We start from the raw sequence: 23,777 nt of genomic DNA on the forward strand, positions 1-23,777 counted from the left end.
GTGGAGGCGGTGATGCGTGAAATGGAAACCGCGCTGCTTGACGGGAGGTGGCCGCCGGGCACGCGGCTACCGGCCGAGCGCGTGCTGGCTGGACAGTACGCGGTGGCGCGCAATACGGTGCGCGAAGCCATCCAGCGCCTGGCCGCGCGCGGCCTGCTGCAGAGCCGGCGTGGCGCGGGCGTCTATGCCACCGACCAGCTGCGCGCCGGCATTGCTTCCCCCTGGGGCCAGCTGGTGGCCGACCATCCCGCGCTGCGCGACGACATCCTGGAATTCCGCCGCGTACTGGAAGGCGCGACCGCCTACTTCGCCGCGCTGCGGGCCGACGCTGCCGACGTCAAGCGCATCCGCACCCTGATGGATGAACTCGAACGCGCCCGCGCCGCCGATGACAAGGAGGCCGAGGCCGATGCCGATGCGCGCCTGCATGACGCCATCGCGCTGGCTTCGCACAACACCATGTTCCTGCACCTGCATACCAGTGTGATCGGCATGCTGCGCGAACACATCACCATCAACGGCACCGGGCTGCGCGAACAGGACGACAGCGCCTCGGAACTGTTGCTGCTGCAGCACCGGACGCTATGCGAGGCGATCTGCGCGCGCCGGCCGGAAGAAGCGCGCACGGCGATGCAGACGCATATCGACTTCGTGCGCAGCCGGGTCGAGCACGACGGCAGCTGAATCGCGCAATTGGCAATTGGCAATTGGCAATTGGTCCGACCAGCTGGCGCTATGGCGCCGCGGTCATATCAGGCCGGCACCGGCCAGTTCCCGCTTCAGGTAGGCATAGAAGATCGGGCCGGCGATCACGCCGGGAATGCCGAACAACGTCTCCATCAGCAGCATCACGACCAGCAGCTCCCACGCCGCCGCCTGGATGCGCGCGCCGATGATGCGGGCGTTCAGGAAGTACTCCAGCTTGTGGATCACCACCAGGAACACCAGCGAGCCCACTGCGATCGGCAGCGACACCGACAGGGAGGCCACCACGATGGCGGTGTTGGAAATCAGGTTGCCCAGCACCGGCAGCAAGCCGGCCACGAAGGTGATGACTACCAGCGTCTTCGACAGGGGGAGGTGCACGCCGAACAGGGGCAGCACCAGCAGCAGGTAAAGCGCCGTCAGCAAGGTATTGATCGTCGAGATCTGGATCTGCGCAAAGATGAACTGCGAGAACGCCTGCTGCAGCGTACGCGCCCGTGCCACCAGCGCAGCCGCCAGGGGACGGCGGTTCGGCCGCGACACGGCGCGGTAGAGCGCCACCATCGCGCCGATCACCAGGCCGATCAGGATATGCACCAGCGTGCGCAACACCTCCGCGCCCAGCTTCTGCGCCATGGCCGCATGCGCGCGCAGCGCTTCGATCAGCGCATTGGCCAGCTCGTCCACGCCATTAGGCAGCGCGTCACTGAGCCACGGCGGCAACTGCCCGCGCGACTGATCGATAATGTCCGCGACATGATTGAGCAAGCCATCCAGCGTATTCCCTTCGCCGCTGACAAAGCGCACCAGCAGCCAGCCGGCCAGCGACAGCCCCAGCAGGATCAACGCGGACAGGATCGCCACCGCCAGCGCATCGTGCCGCTGGTTCAGCCGCTTCAGCCGCGGCGCCAGCACATCCACCAGCGAATACAGCAGCAGCCCGGACAGCAAGGCTGCCACCAGGTTTGCCTGGAGCACGGTCCAGAGTGCCGCGGCAGTCAGGACATAGGCGACGGCACCGACGCTGTACCACGCGGCCGGCAGCAGGCGCGGGACGTTGGTCTGGTCGGGGTCTTTCATTTATGGTCTCCGGCGTTGGGGGCACGACGCGCCCCGGGCGGGTGCGGGACGGGTCAGGGCAAGCGTGCCTGCCAGTTTGGGTCAGGCAGGCCAGCGCTCGATTGTCGGGGCGGTGGCGGGGTTAGGCAAGCAGTGGGGCGCGTAGCGGCCGGGTATCCGTTGCGACTTCGGGCCGAAGCGGTCTTCAGGGGGCTCTGGACCGAGTTTCAGCGGCCTTTCCCGGCTCATTAGCGCAATAGTGTACGCACTTGCTGCTGGCGATCGCCCGGCCTCCATGAACGGGTCCCCTGGTGGCACGGGGTGGGATTGCGTGCCGGCGAAGCGTTCCTATGTGGACTCCCGCATCCAGCGCTCGACAAGATCCTGCGGTATGGCCCGGTAGACGTCCTCGAAGCGCTTGCCGATAAGACGCTCGGCCTGCCATAGCAGCAGGGCAACCGGACTGCTGGGTTCATGCTGCTCGAACCACTGGCGCAAAGCCCGGACCTGGCGCAAGGCGGCATCGCGGCCGGCGGCGCTATCTCCGGGGTCCGGGATGCGTGGCTGAGCGGTTGGCGCTGATTGCGCCATGGTATGCGAGGCTTCTGACATACACTCCGGCTCAGCCTCGATGGGGTGATCGGGCGTCGCTACTGCCGCCATTGCGCTTGCGGGCTCCGGATTGCCCGTCAGCCGTAGCAGCTTGCCAAGCGGCGAGAGGTCCGGCGCGTGGCCCGGCAGCGTCTCGTCGCCCCAACGCTGCAAGACGCCGACCAGCTTGCAGGCTTCATCCATGGCAGCAATCTGGCGCACGCCCTGGCGTCGCAGCGCGTCCAGCTGCTGGCGCACGGACTCTGGTGCGAGGGCGTCGGCAGGATGGGGTACCGCCAACGCCCGTTCGATATCCCTGACCTGCAGGCGCGTTGCCCCTTTGCCTGCCAGCACGATCTCGCGTACATCGGCGAGAAGGCCGTCGGGGTCGACCAGCGCCGCAAATGCGTTGGCGCGCAGTGCCGGATCGTGTTCGCCTTCCACCATGGGCTGTGGATGGATGTCTTCCGGATAGTCAGCGAGCAGGCATTGCAGCAGCGCCATGCCATCGCGCAAGCCCTCGGCCCGCTCGAGCCGCGTGCGGCAGCGGATCAGCAGCGTCAGCAAGCGGATGTCCTTGCTGCGCATCAGCAGGCGTCGACAGTCGCGTTCGAGCTCTGTCCAGTTCGGTGGCTCGGCTTGCGCAACGAAATCGCCATATTGCGCTTCGGCGCCCGGCGCTGCCTTTGCCATCAGGACGACGAATTCCGGGTCGTATTCGAGATCCGGGCCGCAGGGATGTGCGGCATCGATCGGCCGCGCCAGCTCGGCGAGGCGGATTGGCTCGGGCGCGTCGGATGCGGCCGTTCTGGATTTCGCCTTCATGACAACCTCAGTATGTGACGTATTTCTCGGGGTCGAACACCATGCCGGTGATGGCGCACTGCGGGTAGGCCTCACCCAGCCAGGTCGACCAGCCCAGGCCCTCTTCTGCGCCGAGCACGGCAGGCGGCGCGCACTGCGGCTGCACCTGCAGCTGCAGCTCCCACTCGAATTCGAAGCCGATGAAGGACCGGACCCATTCCACCAGCACCGGCAGATCGCCCCCGTTGGGCGTGAAGTTCAGGTATTGCTGCAATGGCAGCGGCCCGATGACGAGACGGAACTTGTGCTGCCGGTCGGGGACCATGTCGCCTAGCAGCGCGCCCTGGCCCATCACGCCCGGCGACCCGGGGCGGCCGAGACGGCTGTGCTCGGCCGGATCCAGTGCGATCCAGTGCAGCACAAACTCCTCCAGCCGCACTGGGACGCCAAAGAAATGCGACACCGTCCCGGCGATGCCGTCGGGACAGCGCGACTCGCGCACATGGTGGGCGCTCGCGGACAGGCGTGCGTGCGCCGGCAATGGACCGCTGCGGATCTCGCCCGGATCCAGGCCCGCCAGCCAGCCCACGTAGCGCGAAAAGACTTCCTCGTGCGGCCGGTCGAGCCCAGCCGTTGCCTGCGAACCGGCCCAGGCCTGGTAGAACTGCGTCAGCGCACGATGATGGAACAGGTCGAGGAAGGCCGCGGTGGTCCCGTCGCGGTTTGCCTCGGTACGCTCCCTGACAATTTCCGTGTAATGGACCGGCAAGGCGCCATTGGGGCCCAGCATGCCGAGGCCGAACAGCTGGATCCACAACCGACCCGCCCGCGTCTCCAGCCGGGCGATCTCGCGCGGCGCAAATGCCAGCGAGGCGATCTGGCCAATGCGGAAGCATTCCGCTTGCGGGCGGATGGCGCGGCCAGCCGGCGGCAGGCCCGGATGCTGCGCCGACAGCGCGCGCAAGAGTCCGAGGAAGCTGACCTTCCATGGCGCACGTTGCGCATCGATTGTCACGGGGCGCGCGGCGCCGCGCTCGCCGATATGGTTGTCAACCTCGCTCATGGCTATATCGCCCCGCGCCCTCCCATGCGTACCGGCCACCGGTGTATCAAGCCGCGTTCGATTGCGTACAACTCCGTTTCCGCGAAGGCGTTGACCGATACGGCCCGCGCCAGGAAGTGCTCGAGGATCACGCCGAGCAGGTAGGGGCTGACGCCCGAGAAGCCGCTTTCTTCCACGGTCAGCTGGCACTGGACACCGCGGCTGTAGAGGATGGGTCCGTTCCCGGGCAGCCGCCGCGTGACGGGCCGGATCCTGCTCCCGACCAGGCTTTGGACCTGCCGCTGCTGGGTCGCGTCGTCGGTGGCAATGAACAGCCGCAGCAGGTCGCGCAGGCCCTGGCCGCCTTCGCGATGGTCGAGATCGATGAGCGACAGGTAGTTGAATCCCAGCTGGCGGATCAGCCGCCAGGCCATTTCTCCCTCAGCAAAGGGCGCCCGCGGGGCCGACGGCGGCCGAATCAGCCCGACACCGTCGACGGGAATCGAGTCCCGTGTGCGCAAGTCATCGTAGCCATTGCGTGGGACAAGATTCGGCAGGTCGCGGTTGGTGACCATGGCCTGGACCGACAGGTAGCGCAAGTCGTTCGGGTAGGGGGCCTCGCGCTGGTCGACCAGCGACAGGAACACCTCGGTACCGGTGTAAGGGGTGCGTGTACCGTACTTGCGCGCATGATTGGAGAGCAGCCGCCGTTCCCTCCGCATGGAAAAGTAGCGCCCATGGTTGCCCTCGTCGCTGTTCAGCGTGGCGAAAAGCGGCCGGAACGCCATCGGCGTGCTGCGCTCGGAAACCTGTCCGGACAGGCCCTGCACCGAAAAGACCTCGAAATCGAGCGGCCGGCGCCGGTCCGGCACGAGGTGAAACTCGGTGTGCCCGGCATGGATTTCCATCCGGTCGGTGCGCATCGGGAACAGGTTGACCACCGGCGTGCAGAACAGAGCGAACTGGCTCGCATCGACCTGGCTCGCGAGCACTCCGGGTGGCCTGGCTAGCAGGATCACGATCTCGGCCTCGCCGCCGTCGATGCCGGCCAGTCCGGGTGCCAGCCCGTTGAGCCCGGCGAAATAGAACCGCTGCGGACACGCGAAATACTCGTGCACCAGGTTGTGCCCGTGAAACTTGTTCCAGGGGAGTGGCAGGGCGCTTTCCTCCGGTGCCATGCCGACGTAGCCGACCGCATGCTGTGGAATTGCGTAGGGCTGCTCGCCCATCGCGCCTGGCTTGCCGATGAGCACGGTGATGCCTGCACCGTGCAGCAGCTCGAACAGGTGCGAGGCGATCTGATCGTTGCCGCACAGATGAAGTGGCAGGGCGTCAAGCCCGGACAGCCCGGCGAACGTGACATTGCGGGTCAGTCTCAGTCGCAGGCGCAGGGCACCCTGAACGGTCACGTGGGCCGGCACGTAGCGTTCGAGATGTCGGACGTCGGGCGGGATGCCGGTAAGCCGGGCCTCGGCGATCTCGATCGGCCACAGTGTCAGCGGCTGTGTCGTGCGAAATTCGCATTGGGTCGATTCGCCCGCTGGCGCACGGGCCAGCAGCGCGGTGCCGCGCGGTACCGGGATGCCGCGGACCAGGTCGCCTTCCTTGTGGCTGGGGTGGAACTGCGCGACCGCGATTGCCGGCGTCGGCGCGACGTAGTTGGGATAGATGACTTCCAGCAGGCGCTGCGTAAAGCGCGGAAACTCCGCGTCGAGCTTCAGCTGTGTGCGGGCGGACAGGAAGCAGAACGCTTCGATAAGGCGCTCCACATAGGGATCGGACACCTCGATGCCATGCATGCCCAGGCGTCTGGCCACCTTGGGATGCTGGTTCGCGAACTCTCCCGCCAGCTCGCGCATGTAGACCAGTTCGCGGTTGTAGTACTCAAGCAGCTGAGGGTCCATGAGAATGGGGGAAAGCATCAGTTGGCGTGAATCGACTTGACCTGCATGCGGCTGGTCTCCAGGTCGAGCGAGCTTTGGGCGGTGAAGGCCATCGGATAGGGATCCATGTGGATCAGGCCGGAAATCTCGAACAGCAGCACGTTGTAGCGATGCGGCGCATCCTCCTTCAGCAGCGGCACGATCCGCAGCGAGCCCGGGATCAGGCGTGGCTCGAAATCCTCGATGGCGCGCTGGACGATGCGGATGATGTCGTCCCATTTGCGCTCGGACAGGTAGCTCCCGGCAAGCGCGGGCACGCCGTAGTTGAGCGTCGAGCTGGCAGCCTGTGAATAGCGTACGCGGTCGATCTCATCCTCGCGGTTGGTAGTGTTGAGCAGGTAGGTGAGATCGCGCTGGATGATCCTGCGCATCTGCGCGCGCGTGACGGTGTATTGCTCCGGCGCTTCCGTCCTGCGGTGCGGCGCGTCGTCGCGCAAGCGGTCGAACAGTGTCGGCAGCAGTTGCGCGTTCGGGCGGCGGGGCGGGCCGGTGCGGCGCAGGGCCCCCGGCGTGGCGCGGTCCGGCTGGTCAGGCGTCTTGCTCATGGTCTGGGGCCCGCTCCCGTTCCGGGCAATAGGCGCTGTCCAAGGAAACCAGATGGTGTTCGCGCCGGGTCAGGTTGGCGGTCGCGGCTCGGCCTCGCGCGCAATCGATGTCGCTGGCAAAGAGCCGCAGCACGTCCGGCGTTTGCGGGAGCGCGAAGAGCTGGCCGTCATCCGTGGCGTCTCCCGCGCCGGTGCAGGCACCGATATGACCGGCGACGTCCAGCATGTCCATCAACCCGTTCGCACTGGCGGCTTCGCGGGCGAGCGTCTGCAGCGGATTGGGGTCGGACCCGGCAACCGGGGTGGAGGTCTTGTCGCATGCATCGTGGCGGGCGGGGTGGACGCCGACATGGCCGGGATCGCGCAAGACGGTCTCGGCTTCCAGCATGAGCCGCGCCAGCATGTCCAAGCCGTCCGCGATGGTGGTATGGCCAGTGCCCGGCGCCGGAATGCAACCCTGACCGACCAGGTCGAGCAGCCCATTCGCGCCGGGCCCGGCGTTGGAAAACACGCTTGCCGGATCGCCTGGCCATTCGCTCATGTCGCCTCCGCCCACTTCTGTTCAGGAAATGGCATCAATGATAAGCACAAGGTTTGCGGAAATGAATTTGGAAATCAGATTTTCTACGTTATGTATTTTTCATAGTAGATTTAATTTAATTTCATTAAAAATATGAAGAGTCCTATTGTTTGGCGTGAGGATTTGTGTAGTCCTTTGTCGCTGTCAAGCCTTTCGATGGCTGACTAGAAAAGGAGAAATGTGAATCATTGCGGCATGATTACAGTAGTGGTAATTGCGCACGAGCCGACTCGAATTATTTCGCAAATGTTGTGATTGGATTTTTATGCCTTCGCGCTATGAATATTCAGATTATCTGATGCATTGCGGGCATGAAAATTTGTCAATAGGCTGAAAAAACACAAAGACCACCGACCGAGACGCACGGAATTGCAAATGGATATTTCGCGCCAGGCCCTGTTCGGCAGACTCAATCCCACCCTGTTCAAGGCGCTGGAAAGCGCTACCACATTCTGCAAGCTCCGGGGCAACCCGTACGTGGAGCTGATCCACTGGCTGCACCAGTTGCTGCAGGCGCCCGACGGCGACATGCAGCGTATGCTGCAGCACGCGGGTGCGGACCGGGCGGCCCTGGAGGCCGACCTGACCCGGGCACTGGCGACGCTGCCGGCCGGCGCTACGTCGGTCAACGACTTTTCGTTCCAGATCGAGACCGCGGTTGAGCGTGCCTGGGTCTACGCAACGCTGGCATTCGGTGACGACCGCGTGCGCGGGGCCTACCTGCTGACCGCGCTGCTGAAGACGCCCGAGTTGCGCCGTACCGTTCTTCGCGTGTCCAGGCAGTTCGGGAAGGTGCGGGCCGATGATCTCGTCGCCGACCTGCCGGCACAGGTTGCCCAGTCGCCGGAAGCTGCGCAGGCCGCGTATGACGGTAGCGGCCTGGCGCCGGCCACACCTGGAGAGGCGAGCGGGGCCATGGCCTGCGTGCCCGCTGGCCGGTCGGCGCTGCGCCAGTACTGCCTTGACCTGACCGAGGCCGCCCGCGCCGGCAAGCTCGACCCCGTGATCGGCCGCGAGCAGGAGATCCGCACCATGACGGACATCCTGATGCGCCGCCGCCAGAACAACCCGCTGCTGACCGGCGATGCCGGCGTAGGCAAGACCGCCGTGATCGAAGGATTCGCCCGGGCCATCACGGCTGGGCAGGTGCCGCCGAGCCTGGTAGATGCCCGCCTGCTGAGCCTCGATGTCGGCGCATTGCTCGCCGGCGCCAGCATGAAGGGGGAATTCGAGGCGCGCCTGAAGGCTGTGCTGGAAGAGGCCGACAAGTCCGCCAGGCCGGTGATCCTGTTTATCGACGAAGTCCACACGCTGGTCGGTGCCGGCGGGCAGGCGGGCACCGGCGACGCTGCCAACCTGCTCAAGCCAGCGCTGGCGCGCGGCGTATTGCGCACGATCGGCGCTACCACCTGGACGGAGTACAAGCGCCATATCGAAAAGGATCCCGCGCTCACGCGACGGTTCCAGGTGCTGCAAATCTCCGAGCCGGAAGAGGGCATGGCAATGGCCATGCTGCGCGGGCTGGTTGCCACTTTCGAGACGCATCACCAGGTGCTGGTGCGCGATGACGCGGTGCGTGCCGCGGTCAGACTGTCGCATCGCTACATCCCTGCCCGGCAGTTGCCCGACAAGGCGATCAGCCTGCTCGACACTGCCTGTGCGCGCGTGGCGCTGTCGCAGTACGCGCCGCCGAAGGAGGTCGAATTCCTGCGGCAGCAATTGCAGGCATGCGATGCCGAGCATGCGCTGCTGGCCAAAGAGGCGGCGCTCGGCGCCGCCCCGGGCAAGCCGCTGCCGCTGCGGATCGCCGATCTCAATACGCGCCGTGAGCGGTGCGAGGCCGCGCTGGCGCTTGCCGACGGTCGGTGGAAGCGCGAACTCGGCCTGGCCAACGACTTGCTTGCCTGCCGGCGCAAGCCGAGCCAGGCGCCGGAGCAAGAGCCGTTGACCACGGGGGAGGCCCGCCGCCGGCTCGAGGAAATCGAAGCCGAACTAAGCGCGGCCCGCACCGGCACGCCGCTGGTCCATACCGACGTGAACGAGGCGGTCGTGGCCGAAATCGTCTCGGAGTGGACCGGCATCCCGGTCGGCCGGATGGTGGCGGACGAGGTAGCCGCGGTGATGCGGCTGCCGCAGACACTCGCCGCCAGGGTGATCGGGCAGGATCACGCGCTTGCCCTGCTGGGAGCGCGTATCCAGACCGCCAGGGCGCAGCTGGCCGATCCCGGCAAGCCGGTCGGGGTGTTCCTGCTGGTGGGACCTTCCGGCACCGGCAAGACCGAAACGGCGCTGGCGCTGGCCGATGCGCTGTACGGCGGCGAGCAGAACCTCATCTCGATCAATCTCTCCGAATTCCAGGAGTCGCATACCGTCTCGACACTCAAGGGCGCGCCGCCCGGGTATGTCGGCTATGGCGACGGGGGCGTGCTCACGGAGGCGGTGCGGCGCCGGCCGCACAGCGTGGTGCTGCTCGATGAAGTCGAGAAGGCGCATCCCGATGTGCACGAAGTGTTCTACCGGGTCTTCGACAAGGGCTGCATGGAGGACGCCGAGGGCCGCCACATCGATTTCCGCAACACCATCCTGCTGCTCACCAGCAATGTGGGATCCGACCTGCTGCTGGACCTGTGTGAGCGCGAGGCCTCGCCACTTGATCCTGCCGCATTGTCCGAGGCCCTCATGCCCGAATTGCGCAAGCAGTTCCCGGCGGCATTTCTCGGGCGTCTCGTGGTCGTTCCCTACCTGCCGCTGGCGCCGGACAACCTTGGCCGCATCGCGCGCCTGCATCTGGAGCGGGTCGCTGCACGCCTGCAGACCCAGCACGGCATTGCATTGAAGTACGTGGATGCCGTGGTCGATCTCATCGTGGCGCGGTGCCCGGTGGGAGAGACCGGCGCGCGCCAGCTGATCGGCTTTATCGAGCAGGTCATCCAGCCGCAGCTCGCGCGGCTCTGGCTGACAGCACTGCCCGGCAAGGGGGAGGTGGCGGCCGTCGCCATCGGCCTGTCCGGTACAGCGCCGGGCGAGCTGGCCTATGACATCGAATACCGCTCCGGCCAGGGTCATGCCGAGCCGGGCAATGCCGAAGCCGGACCGGCCTGATGCCTCCGGCACATCCTTGAAACCCCATGGGGAGAGCCATGTCCGTTGTGAACAGTTCGCAGAAATTTATCGCGCGCAATCGCACGCCGCGCGTACAGATCGAGTACGACGTCGAAGTCTATGGCTCGGAGCAGCGCATCGAGCTGCCGTTCGTGATGGGCGTCCTGGCGGACCTGTCGGGCAAGCCCGCTGAGCCGCTGCCGCCGGTGGCCGACCGCAAGTTCCTGGAAGTCGATGTCGACAACTTCGACGAACGCATGAAGGCGATGCAGCCGCGCGTGGCGTTTGCCGTGCACAACACGCTGTCGGGCCAAGGCCAGCTGCTGGTCGACATGTCCTTCGAGAGCATCGAAGACTTCTCGCCGGCCGCCGTGGCCGGCAAGGTCGAAGCGCTCAGGCAGCTGCTCGAAGCCCGCACGCAGCTTGCCAACCTGCAGACCTACATGGACGGCAAGTCGGGCGCCGAAGCGCTGATCAACCAGCTGCTCCAGGATCCCGCGCTGCTGCAATCGCTTGCCAGCGCGCCCCGCACACAGACCAGCGAAGACAAGGGCGAAGCCGATCCCTGCTGAATCGCCCGGCTGCCTGCCTACCTGAATCACTTCATCAAGCAAGGAATCCATGGTTTCCGCCCAACCAACGCAGACCCAAGCGGCAGCGGCCGCTGAGCATGCCGCCGGCCACGCTGACTTCGCCGCGCTGATCAGCCGCGAGTTTTCCCCCAAGACGGAGCAGGCGCGCGAGGCTGTCGACCTCGCCGTCAGGACGCTGGCCGAGCAGGCGCTCGCAAGCGCCTGCACCCTTAGCGACGATGCCTACAAGAGCATCGAGGCCATCATTGCCGCTATCGACAGGAAGCTTTCCGAACAGATCAACCTGATCCTGCATCACGCGGATTTCCAGAAGCTGGAGTCCGCATGGCGTGGCCTGCATCACCTGGTCGCCAACACAGAAACCGACGACAAGCTGCGGATTCGCGTGATGGATGTGTCCAAGGAAGAGCTGCGCCGCACGCTGCGCCGCTACAAGGGCATCGGCTGGGACCAGAGCCCGTTCTTCAAGCGCATCTACGAGGAAGAGTATGGGCAGCTCGGAGGCGAGCCCTACGGCTGCCTGGTGGCGGACTATTACTTCGACCACACGCCGCCGGACGTGGAGCTGCTCGCTTCGATGGCCAAGATCTCGGCCGCTGCCCATGCTCCGTTTATCGCCGGCGCCTCGCCCTCGGTGCTGCAGATGGATTCGTGGCAGGAGCTGGCCAACCCACGCGACCTGTCGAAGATCTTCCAGAATCTGGAGTACGCGCCCTGGAATGGCCTGCGCATCTCGGAAGACGCGCGCTATGTGGGCCTGGCCATGCCACGCTTCCTGGCGCGCCTGCCGTATGGCATCCATACCAATCCCGTCGATGCCTTCGACTTCGAGGAAGACACCGACGGCGCCGATCACCGCAAGTATGTCTGGAGCAACGCGGCCTACGCGATGGCGGTCAATGTCAACCGATCCTTCAAGCTCTATGGCTGGTGCACACTGATCCGGGGCGTCGAGAGCGGCGGCGTGGTGGAGAACCTGCCCTGCCATGCCTTCCCGACCGATGACGGCGGCATCGACACCAAATGCCCGACCGAGATTGCGATCTCGGACCGCCGCGAAGCCGAGCTGTCGAAGAATGGATTCATCTCGCTGGTGCATCGCAAGAACACCGACTACGCCGCCTTTATCGGCGCCCAGTCGCTGCAGAAGCCTGCGGAGTACTACGACGCCGATGCGACCGCCAATGCCAATCTCTCCGCCCGGCTGCCGTACCTGTTTGCCTGCTCGCGCTTCGCTCATTACCTGAAGTGCATCGTGCGCGACAAGATCGGCGCGTTCAAGGAGCGCGAGGACATGCAGCGCTGGCTCAACGAATGGATCATGAACTACGTCGATGCCGACCCGGCCAACTCCTCGCAGGAGACCAAGGCCAGGCGCCCGCTGGCGGCCGCCGAAGTGCTGGTGGAAGAAATCGACGGCAATCCCGGCTACTACGGCGCCAAGTTCTTCCTTCGCCCGCACTTCCAGCTGGAGGGCCTGACGGTCTCGCTGCGGCTGGTGGCCCGGCTGCCATCGGTCAAGGACGCCGCATAGCCAACGTCGGGGCACGGATCCGGGCCGGAAATGCCCACGACAAGGCCATGCGTCCGTCGCAAGGATGCGATGCCTGCCGTGGCCCTTGTCCGCAGTTTCTGACTTACGTAAAGGAGTAACGCAATGGCACAGGACATCTTCCTGAAGATCAACGGCATCGATGGCGAGTCGCAGGATTCTTCGCACAAGTACGAGATCGAGGTGCTCGCTTGGGACTGGAGCATCGAGCAGCAGTCGACCATGCACGCCGGCAGTGGCGGCGGCGCCGGCAAGGCCACGGTGTCGGACCTGGCCTTCGAGCACTACATCGACCGCGCTTCGCCCAACCTGATGAAGTACTGCCTGACGGGCAAGCACATCAATGAAGCGGTGCTGGTAGTGCGCAAGGCCGGCGGCAACCCGCTCGAGTACCTGAAGCTCACCATGACCGACGTCATTGTCACCAAGGTCAGCCCGAGAGGCTCGGTGGACGATGAGGTCCGCATGCGCGAGCAGGTGGCGCTGTCGTTCTCCCGGGTCAAGCAGGAGTACGTGGTGCAGAACGCCCAGGGCGGCAGCGGCGGCGCCGTAACGGCGGGCTACGACATCAAGGGCAACACGGAAGCTTGACCCGCGCCCGGCGTGGGGTCCCTGCCGCTGAGCGTAGATCGGGGATCGGCAGGGATCCCGCCCGGCACGCGAGGCGGTTGGGGCATGCCGCCCCGACCACCGGCTTCCTTTTTTCGCGCGGTACCAGGAGATTGCAGTGAGCCTACGCATCCTGGCGGCATCGGCCGCCGCATTGCTGTGCGCCTGCGCGGCGCCGCAGCCCGACGCTTCCAGGGAACAGATCAAGCTCGTGCTGGCTGTCGATGCCAGGCCGACCGTCAACCCGGACGACCAGGACCGCGCTTCGCCCGTCCTCGTTCGCGTCTACGAACTCAGGACGGAAGCGGCGTTCAAGAGCGCCGACTACTTCTCGCTCGATCAGAACGACAAAACCGTCCTGACGCAGGACCTGCTGGCCCGCGATGCGTTCGTGCTTCGCCCAGGCGAATCCCGATCGATCGAGCGCAAGCTCAACCCCCAGACGACAGCGCTGGGCTTCCTGGTCGGATACCGCGACCTGGGCAAGGCGACCTGGCGCACGGTCTACCCATTGCCGCCTGCACCGGAAGCGGCCTGGTACCGCTTCGTCGTGCCGGCGCGCAAGTTCAGGCTGCAGGTCTTGCTCGACCAGCAAACCATCACCGTTCTGAAACCCGACTGATTTATGAGCTGGTACAACAAGGTTGTCTGGAGCGAGGGGCTGTTCCTGCGCCCGCAGCTGTTTCAGCAGCAGGAGCGCTATCTGGAGCATTTCGCGCATAAGCGCGCCGCGGCGCTGAGCGCGTTCTTCTGGGGCTTTGCACACCTGGCCATCGACACCGAGGCGCTGGCGCTCGGCAAGCTGGTGGTTTCCGGCGCCGCGGGGATCCTGCAGGACGGCACGCCGTTCGACACGCCGGCACAGGCGCGGCTGCCTGCGCCGCTGGCATTGCGCCATGAGCACCTGAACCAGCGAATTTACCTGTCGGCACCGATTCGCACTCCCAATACCGAAGAGACCACGTTCGACAACGCCGCGGATTCGCTGGCGCGGTATCACAGCTTCGAGGAAGAACTGCTGGATGCAAACTCGATCGGGCAGGGTCCGAAGCTGGTGCAGCTGGCCGACCTGCGTCTGCGCCTGCTGCCGGAGAAGGAGTTGACCAAATCCTGGATCGGACTGCCGCTTGCCAGGGTGGCAGAGATCCGCGCCGACGGCAGCGCCACGCTTGATCCGGCGCTGATCCCGCCGGTCAACGTGTACACGGCCAGTGCCTTGCTGACGACGTGGCTGGGCGAACTTCACGGCCTGCTGCGCCTGCGTGCCAGTGCGATGGCCGAGCGGCTTGCCGCGGCCGGCACCCGCGGCGGAGATGCCGCCGAGGTGTCGGAGTACCTCATCCTCCAGTTGCTGAACCGGCATGAGCCGGTGCTGACGCATATGCTCGAGGCCAAGGCCGCATCGCCCGAGGAACTCTATGTCTTGCTGACCGCGCTGGCCGGCGAGCTCTCTACCTTTGTCCGCACCGCAACCCGGCGTCCGAAGCCGTTTGGCGCCTATCGCCATGACGAGCCGCATACCTGCCTGAAGCCGGTGGTCGATGACCTGCGATTCCTGCTCAACGTGGTGCTGGAGCGCAGTGCACAGCGCATCGAGCTGCGGGACCAGTCCCACGGCATCCGGCTCGCGGTGCTGGAGCCGAACGAGTTCGGGCGCTTCCATACCTTCGTGCTGGCCGTTGGCGCGCAGATGCCGCCTGACGTGCTGCAGCAGAAATTTCCGGCCCAGGCCAAGGCGGGACCTTCGGAGCGCCTTGCCGAACTGATCCGCTCGCACCTTCCCGGCATCCCGCTGCGGCCGTTGCCCGTGCCGCCGCGTCAGATTCCGTTCAACGCAGGGCAGGTCTACTTCGAGTTGGCCCAGGACCATCCGCTGTGGGAACAGGTCCAGCGCTACGGCGGCCTGGCGTTGCACGTGGCCGGCCATTTTCCGGAAATCCGTCTTGAGTTGTGGGGAGTGCGCAGCTGATGGAAGACGCAGTCGAGAACACCGGTCCCGGCATGGCGGACACCGTCTACGGCGCCGCATCGGCATCCGCGGACACCACCGCGCCAGGGCGTTGCGCATGGCGCTGGAACGCGCCTGAAACGCCGGAGCAGCGCGCCGCGCGCATCGTGGCCAGCGCCAATCCCCTGCTTGCCGCGGCGCAACCGCTGCTGCGCACGCTGGCAGACATGCCGGCGGACTTGCCCGGTGTTGGCACGGTGCAAGCGCTGAAGCAGATGCTGATGGAGGAGATCCGGCAATTCCAGGCGGTCTGCGAGCGCGCCAACCTGCGCCGCGAGCATGTGCTCGCCGCGCGCTACACGCTCTGCACCGCACTGGACGAGGCCGCCAACGCGACCCGCTGGGGCGAAGCTGGCGACTGGGCGACGTACAGCCTGCTGATCCAGTGCCACCAGGAGGGGGACGGCGGCGAGAAAATGTTCCAGCTGCTGGGCCGGCTGGTGGCATCGCCGCAGGAGCACATGCATGTCATCGAGCTGGTCTACCAGGTGTTGTCGCTGGGCTTTCGCGGGCGCTACGGCAAGCGGTCCGAAGGACCGCGCGAACTCGACGCGATCCGCCAGCAGCTGTTGAACCTGATCGCCGGCGCGCGCGAAAGCGTTCCGCGCGAGCTCTCGCCGCACTGGCGTGGCGCAGCGCCCGGCAAGCTGCGGCTGCTGCGCTCAGTGCCGGTGTGGATCACGGCCTGCATATTGTCGCTCTGCATTGCGGCATTGTTCGGCTGGTACAAGTATCAGCTGCTCGACGGCACGCATGCGCTTGTGCAGCAGATCGTCGCCATCGGCCATGCCGCGCCACCGGATCCGCCGAAGGCACTGCGGCTGGCGATGCTGCTGCGGGCGGAGATCGCCCGCGGCATCGTAAGCGTCAGCGAAGACGACAGGCGCAGCGCGGTCACGTTCCGCGGCGACGACATGTTTGCCGCCGGCCAGGTGGATGTCAGCAACAAGGTCCTGCCGGTGCTCGACAAGGTGGCCGGAGAGATCAGCAAGGTCGCCGGACAGGTCACCGTCGTCGGTCATACCGACAACGTCCCGATCAAGACCGCGCGCTTTCCCTCCAACCAGGTGTTGTCCGAAGAGCGCGCGGCCGTCGTCGCCGAATACCTCGCCGGCAAGGGCGTTGCCAAGGGCAGGCTGGCGGCGGTGGGCAAGGGCGATAGCGAGCCGGTTAAGGGCAATGGGTCGCCCGCTGCGCGCGCGCAGAACCGCCGCGTGGAAATCGTGGTGACGCATTGAGAGAGAGTCCGGTATGGAATTGCTGAAACGTTGCCTGGCCGTACTGTTCTCGCGCCAGGCGCTGGTGTACGTGGCACTGGCGCTTGCCACGGCCGCGACCTGGTTCACTGGTCCGCTGCTGGCGTTCAATGGCTTGCGGCCGTTGGCGGAGACCGGCATGCGGGTGGCTGCCATCTTGCTGCTGCTGGCGCTGGCATTGCTGCTGGTGCTGCGCTGGTCGGTGGCGGTGATCGGGGTCGCCGTGCTTTGCCTGGCGATCTGGCATGCCGGGCCGCTGCTTGCTGTCGGCACCGCGCATCCGCTCGCTTCGGACGTCGTGCGGGTCGTCGCCATCGCGGTGCTTGTCTTTCTCCTCGCGGCCTATGAAGTGTTCCGCTTCCTGCGTCGCTCGCAGGGGAACGATTCATTGCTGCAGAAGCTGCTGAACTTTGGCGGCAAGCCTCCTGAAGTCGTTGCCAGGAACGAGCTCGCCATCGTGCACGAGACGGTGCAGAAGGCGCTGAGGCAGCTCAAGGGGATGCGCAGCGGTGGCGGGATCGGCCGCGTCCTGGAAGGCAGGCGCTATCTGTACGAACTGCCGTGGTACATGATTGTCGGCGTCACCGGCGCGGGCAAGACCACCGCCTTGCTCAACGCCGGCCTGCAGTTCCCGTTGCCGGAGCAGATGAGCGCCGGCGCGATGGCCGGCAAGGATCGAGGCACCCTGGCTGCCAGCTGGTGGCTCTCGAATGAGGCTGTGCTGATCGACACGGCCGGCCGCTATACCAGCCATGGCCAGAACCCGAAGGTAGACCAGGCCGAGTGGACCGGGTTTCTCGCGATGCTGCGCAGGTATCGCAGCCGGGCGCCGATCAATGGCGCGGTGCTTGCCATCAGCACCAGGGACCTGCTGACGCAGTCGCCCGAAGCGCGCATGCGCCAGGCGGCCAGCCTGCGTGCCCGGCTGGCCGACCTGCGCACGGACCTGGGTATCCGGTTCCCGGTCTATGTGATCGTCACCAAGCTCGACCAGTTGGCGGGCTTCGGCGCTTACTTCCAGTACCTGAGCAGCGAGGGCCGCGCGCAGCCGTGGGGCTTTGCCTTCCCGCATGACGACCGCAAGGCCAGGCGCTCCGATGTGCCCGATGCCTTCGTGCAACGCTGCCGCACGGAGTTGGCGCTGCTGGTCGAGCGGCTGCAGGCGGGACTCGATGCGCGGCTCTATGAAGAGTATGACCCGCAGCGCCGCAAGGACCTGTTCGCGCTGCCGCAGGAGTTTGCCGGCCTGGCCGAGCCGATCGTCGACATGCTGGCGCAGGTGTTCCTCGAATCCCGCTTTGACGATACCGAGAGCGCCCACATGCTGCGCGGCGTGTATTTCACGAGTGCGGCCCAGACCTCGGCAACGGTGATGGCGGACCACGAAACCGTGCTCAGGCGCCTGGAGCGCAACCAGGCCGACACCATGGAGACGCCGGAGCACGTCTTCCCTGCCACGAACGAAGCCATTGCCGCTTCCGCGGCGGCGCAGGAGACGGGGCATCGCAGCTATTTTCTGCAGGACGTCTTCAAGCGCGTGATCGTGCCCGAAGCCCATCTGGTAAAGCCGAACCTGCGCTGGGAACTCCGCTTCCGCCTGCTGCGGCTGCTCGGGCACACGCTGGCCGTGGTGATTTTCCTGTGGCTGGCCGGTGCGCTCTATACCAGCGATGGGCATAACCGCGCCTACCTGCACTCGGTGCGGCAGAAGGCCGGCGCGCTGGCCGCTACCGTCGCCGCCTTCTACAAGGCGCCGCAGCCGGGCACGATGCCGGAGGTGCTGTCGGCCGCGCGCGACCTGACTGCCTATGCCGGACTGGCACTGGCCGATCCGCCGCTGGCATGGCGCTACGGCCTCTACAGCGTGCCACCGGTCCTTGATGCTTCGGTCCGGACCCGCGTCAGGCTGCAGGACAACTTGCTGGTGCCGTACCTGGTGCGACGGGTCGAAGCGGTGCTCGAAAACGCGGTTGCCGCGCGCGATGCCAGGCAGGCTTACGACACGCTGCGCGTCTACCTGATGCTGCACGAGAAGGACAGGTTTAGCGCGCCGGAAGTGCAGGCATGGGTGCAGAGCGACTGGGCCACTGGCAACGGCGCAGCCGCCTTCGGCGGCAGGGTCGGCGTGCTGGAACACCTGGATGTCCTGCTGGACGGCAGCCGTCCGGTGCAATCGCCCTATGCCAGGAACGAAGCACTGATCCATTCGGCACGGGATTTCCTCGACGGCAACACCTCGATCGAGCGGCTCTACGACCGCGCCAGGGCCGCCATGCTGGAAGCCGCGCCGCAGGACTTCACGCTGGTGCGGGCGGTCGGGCCGCAGGCCGGAACGGTTTTTACGCGGGCCAGCGGCGAGCCGCTGGAGCGGGGCATTCCCGGGCTCTTTACCTATGCCGGCTATCACGATCTCTTCAGTGCGCGCTTGCCCGAGTTTGTCGGCAAGGCGCAGGCCGTCGATGCCTGGGTGATGGGGCGCACGGCCCATGATGGGGCTCAAAAAAAAACGCTTGAGGCCGCAGCCGGCAAGCCGGGCGATAACGGTCAGTTGACGCGCGAGATCCGCCGCCTGTACCTGGAGGAGTATGCACGCCGCTGGAGCGCGTTCCTTGCCGATATTCGCACGGTGACCGGCGGCAACCTTGGCTTTGACCTGGAGATCCTTCGCAATTTCGCCGCGCCGGACTCGCCGCTGGCCCGGCTCGGCCGCGCCGCGGTGCAGGAGACCACGCTGAGCCGGCCGCTCGCGCAGCAAGACCCGTCGCTGGCGCAGAAGGCGTTGTCCGTGCCCGACAAGACTGCCGGACTGGTACAGGCGTTGAATGCGCGCGCCGAAGCGCGCCAGGAGCGCGAACTGGTCGACAACCGCTTTGCCGCGCTGCGCGAGGTCGTGACCGGCCAGGCCGATGCCGCGGCGCCGGACGTGCAGGCAGCAGGCGCCAAGCCGCGGCTGGATGCGATTGCCGGCATGGTCAATGCCTACTACACCACCCAGGTGGTGGCCAACAACGCCCTGAATACCCGCACCCTGCCGCCGCCAGCGGACAGCGGCGCGCAGTTGCGCATGGAAGCGGCCAGGCTGCCCGCGCCGTTCGCCGCGGTGCTGGCCGACCTGGTGGTGCAGGGCACGCGCGATGTCAACAAGGGCATCGGCGAGATCCTGGTGGCGCAGATGGATGCCATGATCGGCGAAAGCTGCCGCAGCGCCATTGAGGGCAAGTACCCTTTCGCCCTCGCGACGGCACAGGACGTCGATCCGGGAGACTTCGCGCGGATTTTCGCCGCCGGCGGCGTGCTCGACGACTTTTTCCAGAAAGTGCTGGCGCCGCACGTCGATACCACCATCTCTCCCTGGCGCTACAAGCTGACCGCGCCGGATGTGCCGCCGGTGGCCGGGCCGAGCCTGGTGCCGTTCCAGCGCGCGCGGGACATCCGCGAGGTGTTCTTCCGCGATCCGGGCGCGAAGCGGCTGGCGTGGAAGGTCGACCTGAAGGTCGTCGGGCTCGATCCCGAGATCGTCGAGCTGAACCTGGACTTCGACGGCCAAGGGCAGCGCTACGTGCATGGCCCGGTGGTGCCGCTCAAGATCACCTGGCCTGGTCCGCGCGGCGGCCAGGGCGCACAGATCAGCGCCAGTCCGCGCATCCGCCCGGATACTTCTGCACTGGCCGCCAGCGGCCCGTGGGCACTGATGCGGGTGGTGGCAATGGGAAAGCTGGCCGGATCGGCCAGCGCCAGCCATTTCGTGGCGGAGTACGACTTCGACGGCCGGAAGGCGCGGCTGGATATCAATACCGGCAGCCTGGCCAATCCGTGGACGACTGGCTTGCTGCAGGGCTTCGAATGCCCGGGGCGTTCGTGACGATGACGCCCACCGCGATGGGTAGCGGCAACCACCTGCTGCGGCTGGCGCAGCCCGTGATCCGGGTGCTCGACGAACTGACGCCGGAACTCGATTCCGCGGCGCGCCTGGAGACCCTGCAGGAAGCTGCGCACTCGCGCCTGGCGAGCTTTCGCCAGGCCTGTCGCGCGGCGGCGTTGCCGGCGGAGGATGTGGAGGCAGTCCACTATTGCCTGTGCGCGGCGCTGGACCAGGCGGGCCGCCGCGTGCAGGGACGGTCCGGTGCGTGCCGTGGGGCCTGGCTGCGGCACGGCCTGCTTGCGGCGCACTATGGCGAAGCGGATCGCGGCGGCCGCTGCCGCGCACTGGTCGCCAGGCTGCAGCAGCGAGCCGGCGCTCATGCTGACGCGCTTGAAGTGATTGCATACCTGATCGGGCGCGGACTCACGGATGAAAGCGGGCGGCCACCGGCAGGACTGGTGCCGCCGATCCGGCCGACGACCCAAGAGATCGTGGCGCTGAGACCGGCCCCGCCATGGCAAGCGCAGCCCGAGGCGCTGCCGCAAGTGCCGAGTTTCGGCGCCCGGCCGCTGCTTGCCGTTGCCTCAGCGGTCTTCCTTGTCGCTGCCGTCGTGGTGGTCCAGGCGACGCGCCAGAACGCCGCCACCGATGCGCTGGCGCTGCGGCTGGCGCGGCTAGAGCGGCTGCCACAAGCCGTGTTCCCGTCGGCAGATACGCTGGAGCGGGACATCGAACAGGCCTTCGCCCGGCAACTCGCCAGCGCGGCCATCCGTGCCGATGTGCGTAGCGGCCGCCTGCACCTCGTCTTTCAAGACGGCCTGTCGTTTCCGCCCGGGCAGGCGCAACTGCCGCCAGCGCTGGCCGAACAGCTCGACAAGCTGGCTGACCTGCTGGACGGCCGGGCCGACTGGATCACGGTGGTCGGGCATGCCGACGATTCGCCAATGGCCCGCGGCGCGTATCGGTCCAACCAGGCCTTGTCGGAATCGCGCGCAGCAGAGGTGGCCGGCTACCTGCAGGCACGCGCCTTGGTGCCGGTGCAGATCGAATCTATCGGGCGGGGCGCCGCGCAGCCTGCTGCAGACAACCGGACTGCCAAGGGCCGGTTGCTGAACCGCCGGGTAGAAGTCTTCGCCGGCATTCGCTAGGAGTGGCGCCGGCTGCGTGCCAGCCGGCATGGGAATTGCTGCGCTTTTCGTATCACCGCGCCAGCCAGGTGCTGCAACGGTGACTATATTAGGGGCATCGGCCCCGACATCGGAACGGCATTCCCCATGGCATATACCCACACCATCGGCAGTCAGCGCCATGTCTTCGACAATCTGCGCACGCTGCTGGCCAAGGCCAGCCCGGCGCGCTCCGGCGATGCGCTCGCCGGCATTGCCGCCGCCAGCGAACAGGAGCGGATGGCCGCCCGCCTGGCGCTGGCCGAGGTGCCCCTGGCGCAGTTCCTCAACGAGGCGCTGGTGCCGTATGAGGAGGACGAAATCACGCGGTTGATTGTCGACCGGCACGATGCTTCCGCTTTTGCCGCGATCGGTGCCACGACCGTCGGCGACCTGCGCGACTGGCTGCTGCGGCACGAAACCGACAGCGCCACGCTGGCGCGCGTCGCGCCGGGCATCACCCCCGAGATCGCGGCCGCGGTCAGCAAGCTGATGCGCAACCAGGACCTGGTGTCGGTGGCGCGCAAATGCCAGGTGGTGACGCGCTTTCGCAATACCGTCGGCCTGCCGGGGCGGCTGGCGGTGCGGCTGCAGCCGAACCATCCTACCGACGATCCCAAGGGCATCGCCGCCGCCGTCATCGACGGCCTGCTGTACGGGTGCGGCGACGCCACCATCGGCATCAATCCCGCCTCGGACAACCTGGGCGCCATTGTCTCGCTGCTGCATATGCTCGATGCGCTGCGCTGCCGCTTCGATATCCCCACGCAGTCGTGCGTGCTGACCCACGTCACCAACACGCTGCGCGCGATTGCGCAGGGCGCCCCGGTCGACCTGGTGTTCCAGTCGGTGGCGGGCAGCGAACGCGCCAATATGGCCTTCGGCATCAGCCTGGCGCTGCTGGCCGAAGCCCACGACGCCGCGCAGGGCCTGGCGCGCGGCACCGTCGGCGACAACGTCATGTATTTCGAAACCGGGCAGGGCAGCGCGCTCTCGGCCAACGCCCACCATGGCGTCGACCAGCAGACCATGGAGGCGCGCGCCTACGCCGTGGCGCGCGCGTTCTCGCCGCTGCTGGTGAATACGGTAGTGGGCTTTATCGGGCCGGAATACCTGTACGACGGCAAGCAGATCATCCGCGCCGGGCTCGAGGACCACTTCTGCGGCAAGCTGATGGGCGTGCCGATGGGCTGCGACGTCTGCTACACCAACCATGCCGAGGCCGACCAGGACGACATGGATACGCTGCTGACGCTGTTCGGGGTGGCCGGCATCAATTTCATCATGGGCGTGCCCGGCGCCGACGACATCATGCTGAACTACCAGAGCACTTCCTTCCACGATGCGCTGTACCTGCGCGAAGTGCTGGGCCTGCGCCCCGCGCCGGAGTTCGAGCAATGGTTGCAGCGCATGGGCATCGCCGATGGCGCCGGCCGGCTGCTGGAGCCGTCCGAACGCCAGCCGCTGCTGCAGATGGCGCACGGCCTGTAACGCCGGCCCCGAGCCATTCATCAGGAACGCCATGTCCGACCTTCCTTCGCCCCCTGCCGATCCCGCCGCTGTGCACGACGCCGATCCATGGCAGCGCCTGCGCCGGTTCACGCGCGCGCGCATTGCATTGGGCCGCACCGGCCACAGCCAGACCACCGATGCCGTGCTGGCGTTCGGCCTGGCCCATGCGCAGGCGCGCGACGCCGTGCACCTGCCGCTGGACGCCGATGCCGTCGCCGGCGCACTGCGCCAGGCCGGGCTCGGCCACGTGCTTGTCCACAGCGCAGCGCCGGACCGCATTTATTACCTGCGGCGCCCTGACCTCGGCCGGGGCCTGGATGACGAGAGCAGGGCGCGCCTGGCCGCGGCGCGGCCGCAGCAGGCGCCCGATGTCGTGTTCGTGATTGCCGACGGACTTTCGGCGCTGGCCGCGCAAACGCACGCGGTGGCGGTGCTGGAGGCGACGCGCCAGCGCTTGCCGCAGGAATGGCGTATCGGACCGGTGGTGGTGGCGGAACAATCGCGCGTTGCGCTCGGCGACGATATCGGCGCCGTGCTTGGCGCGCGCCAGGTGGTGATGCTGATCGGCGAACGGCCCGGACTGAGTTCGCCCGACAGCCTCGGCATCTATCTGACCTACGCTCCGCAACCGGGCCGTACCGATGCCGAGCGCAACTGCATTTCCAATGTGCGGCCCGAAGGACTCTCCTATGCGCAGGCCGCACAACGTCTGGTCTTCCTGCTGCGCGGTGCCGTGGCACTCGGGCGCTCGGGCGTGGACCTGAAGGACGACAGCGAGCACGCCTTGGCCGGCGAGGCGCCGCCGGCAGCGGCATTGCCGGACCTCGAATGAAAACGGCCACCGCGGG

Annotated in this window: 18 protein-coding genes; 12 read left to right on the forward strand and 6 right to left on the reverse strand. The window is 66.6% G+C overall.

Features of this window, described 5'->3' with window-relative positions; genetic code table 11:
- Nucleotides 1-12: 12 nt before the first annotated feature.
- Nucleotides 13-684: a FadR/GntR family transcriptional regulator gene (locus tag J8I82_RS27235; protein ID WP_209761949.1), complete on the forward strand. Its 672-nt coding sequence runs from the start codon at nucleotides 13-15 to the stop codon at nucleotides 682-684.
- 63 nt (nucleotides 685-747) lie between these two features.
- On the opposite strand, the gene J8I82_RS27240 is transcribed toward J8I82_RS27235, so the two are convergent.
- The 6 genes from J8I82_RS27240 to J8I82_RS27265 form a co-directional block, all read right to left on the reverse strand.
- Nucleotides 748-1,785: an AI-2E family transporter gene (locus J8I82_RS27240; RefSeq protein WP_209761950.1), complete on the reverse strand. Its 1,038-nt coding sequence runs from the start codon at nucleotides 1,783-1,785 to the stop codon at nucleotides 748-750.
- 327 nt (nucleotides 1,786-2,112) lie between these two features.
- Nucleotides 2,113-3,180, reverse strand: coding sequence for a type VI secretion system protein TssA (gene tssA / locus J8I82_RS27245; RefSeq protein WP_209761951.1), 1,068 nt, complete (start codon nucleotides 3,178-3,180; stop codon nucleotides 2,113-2,115).
- A 7-nt stretch (nucleotides 3,181-3,187) separates the two neighbouring features.
- On the reverse strand, nucleotides 3,188-4,222 hold the full coding sequence (tssG, locus tag J8I82_RS27250) for a type VI secretion system baseplate subunit TssG (RefSeq protein ID WP_209761952.1): 1,035 nt from the start codon (nucleotides 4,220-4,222) through the stop codon (nucleotides 3,188-3,190).
- A 2-nt stretch (nucleotides 4,223-4,224) separates the two neighbouring features.
- Complete coding sequence (gene tssF / locus J8I82_RS27255) at nucleotides 4,225-6,105, reverse strand: type VI secretion system baseplate subunit TssF (RefSeq protein WP_209762016.1); 1,881 nt, start codon at nucleotides 6,103-6,105, stop codon at nucleotides 4,225-4,227.
- A 17-nt stretch (nucleotides 6,106-6,122) separates the two neighbouring features.
- Nucleotides 6,123-6,689, reverse strand: a complete 567-nt coding sequence (gene tssE, locus J8I82_RS27260) for a type VI secretion system baseplate subunit TssE (RefSeq protein WP_209761953.1) — start codon at nucleotides 6,687-6,689, stop codon at nucleotides 6,123-6,125.
- On the reverse strand, nucleotides 6,673-7,230 hold the full coding sequence (locus J8I82_RS27265; protein WP_209761954.1) for a TagK domain-containing protein: 558 nt from the start codon (nucleotides 7,228-7,230) through the stop codon (nucleotides 6,673-6,675). The genes tssE and J8I82_RS27265 overlap by 17 nt, the downstream gene beginning before the upstream one ends.
- 414 nt (nucleotides 7,231-7,644) lie before the next feature.
- On the opposite strand from J8I82_RS27265, the gene tssH reads away from it, so the two are divergent.
- From tssH to eutC, 11 genes are all read left to right on the forward strand, one after another.
- Nucleotides 7,645-10,371: a type VI secretion system ATPase TssH gene (gene tssH / locus J8I82_RS27270; RefSeq protein ID WP_209761955.1), complete on the forward strand. Its 2,727-nt coding sequence runs from the start codon at nucleotides 7,645-7,647 to the stop codon at nucleotides 10,369-10,371.
- Nucleotides 10,372-10,409: 38 nt separating this feature from the next.
- Nucleotides 10,410-10,943: a type VI secretion system contractile sheath small subunit gene (tssB, locus tag J8I82_RS27275; RefSeq protein ID WP_209761956.1), complete on the forward strand. Its 534-nt coding sequence runs from the start codon at nucleotides 10,410-10,412 to the stop codon at nucleotides 10,941-10,943.
- Between the two features lie 49 nt (nucleotides 10,944-10,992).
- Nucleotides 10,993-12,498, forward strand: a complete 1,506-nt coding sequence (gene tssC / locus J8I82_RS27280) for a type VI secretion system contractile sheath large subunit (RefSeq protein ID WP_209761957.1) — start codon at nucleotides 10,993-10,995, stop codon at nucleotides 12,496-12,498.
- A 123-nt stretch (nucleotides 12,499-12,621) separates the two neighbouring features.
- Nucleotides 12,622-13,107 (forward strand): Hcp family type VI secretion system effector, encoded by a 486-nt coding sequence (locus J8I82_RS27285; RefSeq protein ID WP_209761958.1) that lies wholly within the window; start codon nucleotides 12,622-12,624, stop codon nucleotides 13,105-13,107.
- A gap of 136 nt (nucleotides 13,108-13,243) precedes the next feature.
- Entirely contained in the window at nucleotides 13,244-13,747 is a 504-nt protein-coding gene (gene tssJ / locus J8I82_RS27290; protein ID WP_284183176.1) for a type VI secretion system lipoprotein TssJ, read from the forward strand.
- Nucleotides 13,748-13,750: 3 nt separating this feature from the next.
- A complete protein-coding gene (gene tssK / locus J8I82_RS27295; protein WP_209761959.1) occupies nucleotides 13,751-15,094 on the forward strand; it encodes a type VI secretion system baseplate subunit TssK in 1,344 nt (447 codons plus the stop codon).
- Complete coding sequence (gene tssL, locus J8I82_RS27300) at nucleotides 15,094-16,371, forward strand: type VI secretion system protein TssL, long form (protein WP_209761960.1); 1,278 nt, start codon at nucleotides 15,094-15,096, stop codon at nucleotides 16,369-16,371. Before tssK ends, tssL begins: the two co-directional genes overlap by 1 nt.
- Nucleotides 16,372-16,384: 13 nt before the next feature.
- Entirely contained in the window at nucleotides 16,385-20,251 is a 3,867-nt protein-coding gene (gene tssM, locus J8I82_RS27305; RefSeq protein WP_209761961.1) for a type VI secretion system membrane subunit TssM, read from the forward strand.
- A gap of 2 nt (nucleotides 20,252-20,253) precedes the next feature.
- Nucleotides 20,254-21,399, forward strand: coding sequence for a DotU family type IV/VI secretion system protein (locus J8I82_RS27310; protein WP_245180167.1), 1,146 nt, complete (start codon nucleotides 20,254-20,256; stop codon nucleotides 21,397-21,399).
- Between the two features lie 126 nt (nucleotides 21,400-21,525).
- Complete coding sequence (locus tag J8I82_RS27315) at nucleotides 21,526-22,908, forward strand: ethanolamine ammonia-lyase subunit EutB (RefSeq protein ID WP_209761963.1); 1,383 nt, start codon at nucleotides 21,526-21,528, stop codon at nucleotides 22,906-22,908.
- Nucleotides 22,909-22,939: 31 nt separating this feature from the next.
- The gene (gene eutC / locus J8I82_RS27320; RefSeq protein WP_209761964.1) at nucleotides 22,940-23,761 is read left to right on the forward strand and encodes an ethanolamine ammonia-lyase subunit EutC; all 822 of its coding nucleotides are present in this window, start codon (nucleotides 22,940-22,942) and stop codon (nucleotides 23,759-23,761) included.
- Nucleotides 23,762-23,777 lie beyond the last annotated feature (16 nt).

Source organism: Cupriavidus consociatus, from assembly GCF_017814975.1.
Lineage (GTDB): Bacteria > Pseudomonadota > Gammaproteobacteria > Burkholderiales > Burkholderiaceae > Cupriavidus > Cupriavidus consociatus.